Source organism: Flavobacterium sp. B167r, assembly GCF_056824315.1.
This window is the reverse complement of the sequence record NZ_CP124859.1, coordinates 4,608,221-4,620,341: the sequence shown is the minus strand read 5'-3', so window position 1 is coordinate 4,620,341 and position 12,121 is coordinate 4,608,221. Positions and strand designations below refer to the sequence as shown.

At 34.5% G+C, this 12,121-nt stretch carries 5 protein-coding genes; 4 read left to right on the top strand and 1 reads right to left on the bottom strand.

Annotated elements, in window-relative coordinates; all coding sequences use genetic code 11:
• Positions 1 to 284: 284 nt before the first annotated feature.
• From QLQ96_RS20205 to QLQ96_RS20190, 4 genes are all read left to right on the top strand, one after another.
• Positions 285 to 1,160, top strand: a complete 876-nt coding sequence (locus QLQ96_RS20205; protein WP_482492872.1) for a tail fiber protein — start codon at positions 285 to 287, stop codon at positions 1,158 to 1,160.
• Positions 1,161 to 1,167: 7 nt separating this feature from the next.
• On the top strand, positions 1,168 to 9,714 hold the full coding sequence (locus QLQ96_RS20200) for a T9SS type A sorting domain-containing protein (protein ID WP_482492871.1): 8,547 nt from the start codon (positions 1,168 to 1,170) through the stop codon (positions 9,712 to 9,714).
• A gap of 69 nt (positions 9,715 to 9,783) precedes the next feature.
• Positions 9,784 to 10,689, top strand: a complete 906-nt coding sequence (locus tag QLQ96_RS20195; protein WP_482492869.1) for a hypothetical protein — start codon at positions 9,784 to 9,786, stop codon at positions 10,687 to 10,689.
• Positions 10,689 to 11,072: a hypothetical protein gene (locus QLQ96_RS20190; RefSeq protein WP_482492868.1), complete on the top strand. Its 384-nt coding sequence runs from the start codon at positions 10,689 to 10,691 to the stop codon at positions 11,070 to 11,072. Before QLQ96_RS20195 ends, QLQ96_RS20190 begins: the two co-directional genes overlap by 1 nt.
• 378 nt (positions 11,073 to 11,450) lie before the next feature.
• Here QLQ96_RS20190 and hxlA read toward each other — a convergent pair whose 3' ends face one another.
• A complete protein-coding gene (gene hxlA, locus QLQ96_RS20185; protein WP_482492867.1) occupies positions 11,451 to 12,089 on the bottom strand; it encodes a 3-hexulose-6-phosphate synthase in 639 nt (212 codons plus the stop codon).
• Positions 12,090 to 12,121: the final 32 nt, after the last annotated feature.

Genomic DNA, 12,121 nt, shown 5'->3' with positions numbered 1-12,121 from the left:
AATTGGTTTTGTTGCAGAAATCACATGAATTGTTTGTTGATTATTCAAATATAAACCTTGAAAATTTAGCTTAAATACTGTTTTTTGTAAAAATGAAACTAGACCTTTTTTTTTGAAGTGTTTGTAAATTAGTTTTTTGTGAATTTTCAGCCACTCATTTGTCCTCGTTTTGTCTCTCCCTATTATTTAATAAAGTAATTATTTTGAAATATATTCGGTGCTTATTATAAGATCCTAAAAAGGATCATTTACCACTCGAAATTATTAATTTTTAAATGATATCTATGAAATCAAAATTACTTTTAATGTTGTGTTTTTTTTGTGCAACAATATCAAATTATGCCCAAAGTTCAGCTTCTCAATCGGGAATAGCGGTGCAGGGTATCGCAAGAGATGCTAACAACACTGCTTTGACAAATCAAACTATTAATCTTACGTTTACGCTATATTATTTGGATGCTTCTAGTATCGAACAGACTATTTATAAAGTTACTAGAAATGTAACCACTGATGCGTTTGGAGTATTTTCAGATGTAATTGATCCAACAGCAGTAAACAACAGTTTATTTGCTAATAATGCTTCTTACCTTAGAATTGAAAAAGGCTCAGAAGTAATTTCAGACGAAAAACTACGTCATGTGCCGTATGCAATTTCTGCGAATAACGGTGTTCCAACGGGTTCTATCATGCCTTTTATCGGAACTGTAGCTCCAGAAGGTTGGGCACTTTGTAACGGAGCAGCGCTACCATCAACAGCTAAAGCTCTAATTGCTATGGTTGGAAATAATGCGCCTAACCTGCAAGGTATGTTTTTAAGAGGTACAGGAAACAGTCCCGTAAATAATCAGCCTGGACCGGCCTTAAAAGGAACACAAGATGATAGTCTTGAAAAGCATTCACATAATAAAGGTACATTAACTACCGATACTGCTGGTAATCATACCCATAAAAATGGAAATTATGATCAACTTTTAAGTATGACCGGAAAGTTTACTGCTATTCAAACAGATGACAATGTTGGTCAGCCTGATATCGCTTCTGCAGGAACAATACCAGATTCTGGTAACCATACACATAATATAAGTGGCTCAACGGCTGATTTTGGGGATTTAGAAACAAGACCTGTTAACTACGGTGTCAACTATATCATTAAATTGTAAAGCAGTAATGATGAAAAAAATAATTGCGTTTCTCGGAATATTTTTTCTGGGAGCGGGACTTTATGCTCAAAATACCAAAGGAGCAAAAATAGTCCCCGTGTCACAGGCTATACAAAACAAAGGGTTTAGCATACAGGTTGGTCTTCCTTTTTTAGGACAAAATAAAACAGGACCAAGACGTACAACTCCGGCTGATATTCGTTTCCCATGGAATACGTTGTATTTATATAACACATTTGCTGAGGAATCTTTTGCTGTTTCAAAAGGGTTTTATGGAGATAAAGTTTTAATTACATGGGACTTAAGAGCCAATGAAAACCTAGTAAAAAGTATAAAGATATATAGAAGGATTTATTCAGAATCAGGAAATCTTCCTTTCAATTTAATAGTGGGTCTTTCTCCAACAGAAACTACTTATGAAGATAAATATGTAGAAGGAGGAGTTTTATACGAATATAAAGTAGAAGCTCAGGGAATTAGTGCAACGCCAATATTATATAGTACCTACATTACCGGTATAGGATACAGAAATCCAACAGCAGTTGTAACGGGTAACATTAGTTATAAAGGCGGAAACCCAGTTAAAGATGTTGTAGTTACAGCAACTCCAAGCGGAAGTGCTGTTGCTAAAGGAAGTGCGTTGAATATTCCTGCTTCGGGGTTTATTGATCTTAAAGATTTAAGCACAACTATTTCAAATGCAGCAACTTTGCAAGCTTGGGTAAAACCAAATGGAGCTTATGCAAGCGATTCAGAAGCGGCTATTAGATTGTTTAATCTTTCGAGTTCGAAAAGTGCAGATAATCTTGATGTTACGGTAAAATTAAATCCGTTGGCTAAATCACTTGATGTTACTATTGGCGGAAGCAAATATTCATTAAACAATTATTTCCCTTCAGGTAATTTAAACTCGAGAGGAAATGACGTGCTTGTGCCTGTTTCAGAGTTCAATAACTCTTTTGTGCATTTTACAGTGGTTGTAAATGACAATCAAATTCCATTATTATATGTTAACGGAAGACAGATTTCAGAAGATTACATTAAAGAAATAAACAAACTAAAAACAGTTGATGCCTCTTACAAGGATATTGATTTTAGTGCAGTAATCCCTACTGGTAAAACAAAACTTTCAGGAGTAACTTGGGATAATGCCAAAGTCGGAGGATCAAAATCAAGTTACGTTGATGAAATAAGAATCTGGAAAGCAGCATTAGAATCGTCTGTAATTAGAACAGATTATTCAAGATTTATCAGCGGAAATGATTCTAGAATGGTAACGTATCTGAGAGCTAATGAAAAAGCAGGAAGTTATGCTTACGATTTATCTCGTAACGGTTTTAATTATAACGAAAACCACGGTAAACTTTGGGACGCAAATACAGCGGAAAGCAATAAAGTTTTATGGGCTTCAGAAGCTAATAATTATCCTACAACCTCTCAATTAGGTATTTTAGGAGTAACAGATAGTAATGGAAATTACCAAATCAGTGCGATTCAGTATTCTGGTACAGGAGAATCGTATAACATTACTCCAATGTACGGCCAGCATAAATTTGAACCAAACCAGCAGTTAGTTTATTTAGGACTAGGTTCTGAAGTGGTGAACAAAATTGACTTTGTCGATCAGTCTTCGTTTAGTTTTAAAGGTGTAGTTGCGTATGATACTCGCGAAGTTTTTCCATCTTACAGAAAAGCAGATAATGATAAGGCAGGTACATGGATTGCAGGAGGTGCAAATATTCTAGATGAAGGATATAATTATTATGAAATTAACGGTACAAAATATTCAAAAGGGGAATACTGGAAAAATGATGCAGGAACTCCTTTAGATAAATCAGATGATTATTTAGATATTTATGCTAAAATATTTACAGTAGGAGCCAATGTGTATATTGATGGAAATATTGTGCTTGACGCGAATAATATTCCTGTAGTTACTGATGATAATGGTTACTTTGATATAAGTGTGCCTATTGGAAAACATTACATTACAATAAAAAAAGACGGACATCAATTTGTTTATAATGGACGTTTTCCAGCTACTACAAGTGAGTTTAAAGAATTTTTTGAAGATTCTAATGATCCCGTTTATTTTATAGATACAACTAGAGTTACAGTTGTAGGTAAGGTAGTAGGAGGTGCTGTAGAAGCAGAAAAGGTTATTGGTTTTGGTGGAAATAATGTAGTAACAAAAACTATTATTGATGCTGGAGTTACAAAAAATCTAGAAGTTAGTGCCAAAAATAATATTGGTGAAGCTAATTTTACGTTAGGTTATGCACCAGTTGGAGCGAGTGTTACGAATTACACTAAGTATACTTATAAAACCAATCCAGCTTCTGGAGAATATAGAGTTGCAGTAATGCCTTTAAAATATAATTTAGATGCTAATGATTTGGAAATTAAATCCAATTCCAACATTAAATTACTAAAAGTAGGAACTACTGAAACATTTGATTTTTCTGAAATTCCGGTTACTAAAACACCCGAATTTAAGTATAAAGAAAACAATGTAGAGAAAACCTTATCGGGAACACCTTATCATTACGAGAAGAGTTTTACGTACAGATCTACTCCTGTATTGCAAGTAACGCAGCAGACTTCTGATGCGGCTATTTCTGTTGGGGGAACACAGGTTTCTACAGTAAACTTTGCAAAACCAGTTTATACGCAGTTTTTTCCATACAAAATTGTCATGGATCGTTTCGAACGTTATACCAATAATGATTCAGGTACAGCTGTAGAAGTAAAAGTGCCAGTAACAGATGGTGAATTGGTAAAAACAAACAATTTGGCTTTACCAGGTTCAGAAACAATTACAGCGGACGGAAGCACTTTAACGTATTCATTTAAAGGAGGAATTCCTTCGATTACGCCTCCATTTGAGATAAAAAGTACTTTAAAATACCGATTGAATGAAGTGGATTATCCAGTTGAAAATTTCAACGATACTGGAATTGTCTTGGGAGGAAAAGCAGACGGAAGCCAGACTTTTGTAACTGCAGCACCAGATGTTCCTGCAATTATTTTAAGAGACCCTCCTGGTTCTAATAGTTCTGCTTCGCTTGAATCAGGTCAGAGCATTTCGTTCACTGCAGAATCTTCTTTGGCACATCAGGAAGGTGTAGAACAAGAACTTACAATCGCGGGCGGAATGTATTTTGAGCTTCAAGGGGGTTTGGTTCCAACGCCGAAAGTGTCAATAGAACAAGAAAATTCAGCCGTTACAGGTGTTAATCTTTCTAATACTTCTCAAGATGGTAAAACGGTAACTACTACTTACACTTTTAATAAAACGATTTCAACAAGTGATGCTACAGATTATGTAGGTTCAGATGGAGATTTATATATCGGAAATTCAAAAAATATATTTTATGGTTCGTACGATAATATTGAAACGTCTAAAACAATACCTCAAAAATTTGTAAATGGTCAATCTGTACCTTTAGCAGCAAACGAATATATAAACTTAGGTACGTCAAGTGCGCCAGTCTATATAAGCAAGCAAAAGGCATTGAGTTTTGTAGATAAACCAACTGAAACATTCTTTATTTATTCGCAAAAACATATTTTGACTACTTTGATTCCAGAGTATGAATCGTTCATTTCAAATAATTTAAATGGACCAGACCCGAACTCTGCTGCCAATGTGCAAAAGAGAGCAGAATACGAAGAGAAGATCAGATTGTGGAGAAAAGTCATTTTGGATAACGAAAAAGTAAAATTTGCGGCTAAAAATGATCGTGCGGCTTATAAAAATGATTTATCTGGAGTTGTGACAAATTTCAATAATGAAGTTAAGAAAGCACTTAACGAATACAGCGATCCTGCGGCTAAAGCAAGATTGACCAATAAGCTTAATGATTCGGATAAGCTTAAAAGTTTGATTGGATCTGAATTTGAGAAAAATGTATCTTTTGATGCAGGTTTAGGATCGTATTCGCGCAGTGTAGAAACAAGTGTAGTATCTGCTACTACAACTTCATACAATTTAGTTATTGATGAGTCAGTAGCTGTAATACTTGGTTTTTCAATAAACAAAGTAGGTATGGAGTCTAACACAAAAGCATTTTTCCAACAAGACATCAATTCATCTTTATCTGAAGAAGAAGCATCAACAACCAACATAAGTTATACTTTTAAAGACAATGATAAAGCAAACTTTTTAAGTGTTGATGTTGTAAACTCTTTTGATGGTAACGGACCAATTTTCATCACACAAGGAGGGAGAACTTCTTGTCCATATGAAGATGCAGAACAAACTCATTTCTACAATAAAAGTTTGTACAGCGATACAGCGACTATAATTAACGAATTGCCAGAAGATAAACGCGAAAATTTAAGTTTTGCTACTCAAAAAGTAGAAGTTCCTGTGCTTACTGTAACAGATAACGATGTTTCTAATGTGGTAGAAACTAAAAAAGCAGAGTTCGAATTAAAACTTCAAAACAATAGCGTATCTGGTTCTGATGCCGATTTCTTATTGGTTGTAGATAATACTACTAATCCAAATAATGCCATAATTAACATTGAACCAAACGGTACAATTGTTCACGTGCCTTATGGAAAAGAAGTGATTTATAAACTGACGTTAGGCAAATCTATTTCAGATATTTACGATTACAAAGACATAAAAATCAGACTTCAGTCATTATGTGACGGTGAAGATGTAAGTTCAGAAGTATTTATTTCGGCAAGCTTCGTTCCTTCATGTTCAAGCGTAACGGTAAGTGCTCCATTAAACACTTGGGTTTATAATAGAGAAAAAGCCTTTAATACTGATGGATCAACTAAACCATTAGCTATAAATCTGACTGGTTATAATACCAAGTTTAAAAGCTTTAAGAAAATTGATCTTGAGTATAAATTAGCGACAAGTCCAAACTGGGTTCGCCTTCAAACATATTATGGAACTCCTGAGTTTTATAATGAAGCAGTAAATAACAAAGAAACTCAGATTTCATCTATTGGCGCTGCGACTACTTTAACTTACAATTTTGATATTGCTGGTTTAAAATTAGCAGATGGCAAATATCAAATTAGAGCGAGAAGCACTTGTACAAATGACACAGAATTTATTTCTGAAATTATTTTAGGAACTGTTGATTTAAGTGCGCCTCTTTTATTTGGAACACCATTGCCAACAAACGGAATTTTAAGCGCTGGCGAAGATTTGAAAGTAAGCTTTAATGAGAGTATTTTCTATAATCCTGCTGTCAGTACAATCGAAATTAAAGGACAGACGAATCAGTTAAAAATTGATCATAATGTAAGCTTGCGTTTCGAAGGAGCTACCAATACTGCGGTAATCAACAGTCCGCAAATTAGTTCAGGAAATTTAAGTCTTGAATTCTGGTTGAACAATGAAACCAAAGCTTCAAGCGCTTCTATTATTTCTCAAGATGGCGGTTTAAACATTGGATTGAATAACAGAAATATTTCTTTCACACTAGGAGATGTAACTGTTCAGGGAGAATTGAAAAACGATAATCTATTCCACCATTATGCTTTTACATACAACAGCACCAATGGTGATTATAGAATTTTTGAAGATGATACTGAAATTGGTTCTAAAAGCGGTAAAGCAAATGCACAATTTGCTAATAATAACGCTGTAACAGTAGGTGGAAACTCATTTACAGGAAACATGCACGATCTGCGTTTATGGAATAAAACATTAAGCAGAGAAGATTCATATTCAAAAATGTACTCTAAATTAATGGGTAACGAAGCAAATCTGGTTGGTTTATGGCCAATGAACGAAGGAAGAGACGCTTTAGCCAAAGATTTAGTGAGGTTTAAACATGCAACTGTAAATGCTTCATGGGATATTAAACCAAAAGGAACTTCATACGACTTTAATAACGGACAGTATTTGATTATGGACAATGTAAATTTTGTTCAGATTACTAAAGAAATGGACGCTACAATGGAGTTTTGGATTAAAACAGCAACTTCGCAGGAAGCTACTATTTTCTCAAATGGAAAAGGTGACGGAACAGACGTTGTTCAAAGCAATGGATTATCTAATAAATGGTCTGTTGATATGAATAATTCTGGTAATCTTTTATTGAAAAGCGAAGGCCAGTCTTATGTTTTAACAACTAAAGGACTTTCTGATAATGCATGGCACCATGTAACTTTATCATTCAATAGAGTAGGATCATTGAGAACTTATGTAGATACGAAATTAGTATCTTCAAATCAGATGACGGCTATTGGAGGTTTCTCTGGAAATAAAATCTGGTTGGGAGCAAGAGGAGCAAAAGATCTTTCTGGAAAAGAAACGGTTGATCGTACATTTACAGGTAAAATAGACGAATTCCGTTTATGGAATACGCTTCGTAATGTAGAGCAAATCAACAGAGACAGTTATAATGAAGTTGATGTTGAAAGCATCGGTTTATTATTGTATTCAAGATTGAATGCCCCAGATCCGGTTACAGCAAACGGACCAAGATATTACCATGCAGACACCAATCAGACTGTCGTAGCAAACAACGCAGTTTTAAGCGGAGGAACAGTGAATTATTCAAATGATGCTCCTGCGATAAAACCAGAACGTCAGTTAGTTAAATTTGTAACCACAAATGTTATTAAAGATGGCGAAATGATTATAGCGCCAGTTATAACTGACTGGGCATCATTAGAAGGACAAATTTTAGATATTACGGTACACAGAATGTTTGATAGTGCCAATAATATGCAGGAATCTCCAGTTACTTGGACAGCCTATGTTAATCGTAACGAAGTAAGCTGGTTTGCAGAAGGATACAACGAAATTGTTGACCTAACTAAAAACAGCGGTGAAACTAAGACTTTCGAAATTACACTAGTTAACAAAGGAGGAAAACAACAGCCGTATACCATTAACAATATACCAAGCTGGCTAAGTTTAAGTAAAACGACTGGAAGTATTGATCCTAACACTAAAACTACAATTAAAGCAACTGTCGATGAAAACGTTGCGGTAGGAGAGTATCTGGAGAATTTATACTTGCAGACTGATTTTGGCTACGACCAAAAATTACAGGTAAAACTAAGAGTGTTGGCTCCAGAACCTAACTGGAATGTTGATCCGACTCGTTTTGATTATAGTATGAATATCATCGGAAAAATAAAAGTTGACGGTGTATTGTCTGCTGATTCGTATGATAAAATTGCTGCTTTCTATAACGAAGAAGTAAGAGGATCTGCAAAACTGGTTTACAACGAAGCTTACAAAGAATATTTTGCATTTTTAACGATTTACAGCAATGTAAATTCAGGTGAAAATTTGAAATTTAAAATCTGGGATGCTTCCCAAGGTAAAATTTTAGAAGCTTCTGTGGAGATTAATCCATCGATCAATTTCATGAATAATGAAGTTTTAGGAACTTTAAGCAAGCCTTATATTTTCGTGAATTCAGGTTTAGTAGAACAGGAAATTAAATTGAATAAAGGATGGACATGGGTTTCTTTAAATACCAATGATACTAATTTCTCAGATTTAAATGCCTTAACTAAGAATCTGACGTTAGAAACTTCTAACCGTATTTTGAGTCATTCTCCTGCATTGCTTGATACTTATTTTAAAGATAAATCAAATCCTGAAAACAGCGGATGGTCTGGTACAATTAGTGCAAACGGAGGACTTTCATCTTCTAAAATGTATAAAATAAACGTAACAGAAGCACAGACATTAAAAATCAAAGGAAAAAGCGTAGACGTTGCGACGTGGAGTTTCCCTATGAAAGAAAACTGGAATTGGGTTGCTTATCCTTTAGGATCTAATCAAACAACAAATGAAGCTTTGGCTTATTTTGAAGCTGCTGATGGAGATGTTATTAAATCGCAGAATTTGTTTGCGATCTACGACCCAATTATTGGATGGAACGGAACTTTAAAATATTTAGAGGCAGGCCAAGGTTACATGATTAAATCAAGTAAATCACAGACATTCAAGTACCCTGATAATTTGGAGAGAAGCAAAACTGGAAAATCTGTTTCAAATGAAACACAGGAAGAAATCACTTCAGAGTTCAGTTCGTATTCACAAAATATGAATGCTGTTGTTTTACTTCCAAAAGGATATGATGAATTGTATGTATATGATTCAAAAGGTGTTTTAAAAGGAAATGCAAGAAACCAGATGATAAACGGAAAAGAATTGAGCTTCATTACCATTTTCGGAGATGATACAGAAGAACTTTCGTTTACGCTAGGAGATGGATTTGCGAAAAAAGGAACTTCTAAATCATTCACTTTTAAAGGAAATGAAGTGCTGGGAACAATTACGAATCCAGTTATTTTAGAAGAAGTTTCAAAAAGCGAAAACAGCATTTATCCAAATCCATTTGCAACTACTTTAAATATAGAATTGAACGCAGCTAAAAAGCAGGAAGTGTATATCAAGCTTTTTTCAGTAAATGGTCAATTGGTATTCAGCCAAAAAACGGTTATTGAAAGCGGTAACAATGTAGTTTCAGTTTCTCCAAGTATTGCACAAGGTGTTTACATTGTTGAGGTTGAAGTAGATGGGAAGCTTGTTAGAACCAAAGCAATAAAAAATTAAATAATCAATAATTGAGCTCCTAAAACATCTTTCTTAAAGTTTGTTTTAGGAGTTTATAATCAATTAAAAATGAGAAATTATATCCATATAACACTATTGCTTTTTATAATAAGCAGTACTGTATTTGGCCAATCGCCGGACTGGTCAGTAAATGAAAATAAATTTCAATATACCATGTCGTTTGAAGGTTTCATCAATGTTGATGGAAAAAACTTAACCAGCACTAATGATAAAGTAGCAGCTTTTGTTAACGGAGAATGTCGCGGAGTTGCCAGTCCGATTTATGTGTCAAGCGAAAAAAAGTATGTAGTTTACTTAACTGTTTTTGCTAACACAGATAATGAAGTGGTGAGTTTCAAAATCTATGATGCCGCAAAAAATGCTGTTAAAAATGTAGAAAAAACAAAAGTATTCGAAAACAACAAACACTACGGTGATCTATTTCAGTCTTATAGTTTTGCAAGCCCAGCCTTGCGAAATGCAACTGAAATTACAGATTTTAGTTTTAAAGATCTAAAAACGGCCAAAACTATCAACGGTTCAGAAATAACACTTTATGTTGCTAAAGGAACGAATGTTTCGGCATTAAATGCTTTGTTTGAATTAAGCCCTGGAGCGGGATTGTTTATAGGAACAACTGCTAAAACTTCAGGATCAAATTCTATAGATTTTACAAATCCGGTGCAGTTTCAGGTGCTTTCAGAAGATCAGTCAGTTGTAAAACAATGGACGGTAACCGTAAAATTAGGCAGCGCACAATTTTATAAAAAAGATGCAGTATGTTATGCTGGCGGCGTTATTAAAGTTTTATATGATGAAAACAACATTCCAGCTGATTTAACGAAAAACGGTGTCAAAATTACCAGCCAGAATATTCAAAATGGCCAAACTGTTTTTGATAATTTAGAAGCAGGTAAATATACCGTAACAATAGGCAGTACAAATAAAGAAATAGTAATAAATCAAAAACAATAATGATGAGAATTAAGCAATACTATATTTTAGCACTAGTCATGTTTTTGTTTTTTAGCTGTTCTGAAAGTGAAGAAACGGCTATTTATTCTAAATCAATTTCTTTTGTACATGCAGATGGTACCAAATTATCTGAAAACGAATGCATCAGTCCAAATGTAAAATATGGAATAAAGATCGAAACTAATTTTGTTGATATTAATAGGCCTTTCAGAGTAGATTATTCTGTAAACGGTACAACTTATACAATGACTTTTACAACGAGTACTTCGCAAACGAATCCAATTACGCTGGTTAATGGTAATAATACTGCACAAATTGTTGGAAGTAACTATAAGGCAGTTCTTAAATATGTTGATCAGGGAGATTTCGAATTGGTAGAATAAAAGAGATAAAGTTTTATTTGAGATAGGGTCGTCAATTATTGGCGGCCCTATTTTATTAATATAATGACTAAAAAAGGTTCTGTCGCATTTGGGAATAACTTTTACCTTTAGAACTTTAGACCGATCAAAAAATGAATACTAAAGGTCATTGTTATTCAAAATACATAATTCTTCAGGCGGTATAGTTCAAATTAAGATTTACTCTTAGTTATCGCGATGTTGAATAAATAATGAAAATTAGAGGAGTGATTGTGGATCATGCCACGATTCAGCGTTGGGTTTATAAGATTACACCTTTGATTGAGTCAGGGATGAAAAAGAAAATTTAATATTTAAGGCTGGAATATATAGTTATATTCCAGCCTTAAGAATATGGTGTTATACCGTGGCACTGTTTATGGCATCTTTTAATGCTTTTGCAGCTGCCGCTGGATCATTGGCACCATAGATGGCACCACCTGCTACAGCTACAGTTGCGCCTGCGGCAACAACATCTTTAATGGTATCGATGTTTACACCTCCTGCAATAGAGAAAGGCACTTTTGCTTCTCTACCTTCGCCAATAAGTGTTTGTACAGAATATCCAGGCAAAGCTTGTTCGTCAAGACCAGCGTGTAATTCAACAAAAGCTACTCCAAAAGAGGTAACTTCTTTAGCTCTCTGTACTCTGTCTTTTACTCCAATTGTATCTACAACTACTTGTCTGTTGTATTTTTTCGCAGCTTCAATGGCACCTTTAATTGTAGCATCATCAACAGTTCCCATTACGGTAACCAAATCTGCACCAGCTTTAAAAGCCATCTCAGCTTCCAAGGCTCCAGTATCTGCAGTTTTCATATCAGCAAAAACTAATTTCTCAGGGAAAGCGGCTTTCATAGCTGTTACAACGCTAAGACCTTCTGCTTTAATTAGGGGAGTACCCAATTCTATAATATCTACGTAAGGGGCTACTTTTCCTGCAAGTTCTAATGCAGCTTCTGTAGTAAGTAAATCAATTGCTACTTGTAATTTTGTCATGTCTAAAATGTTAAAAAAAATAATGTAAAAAA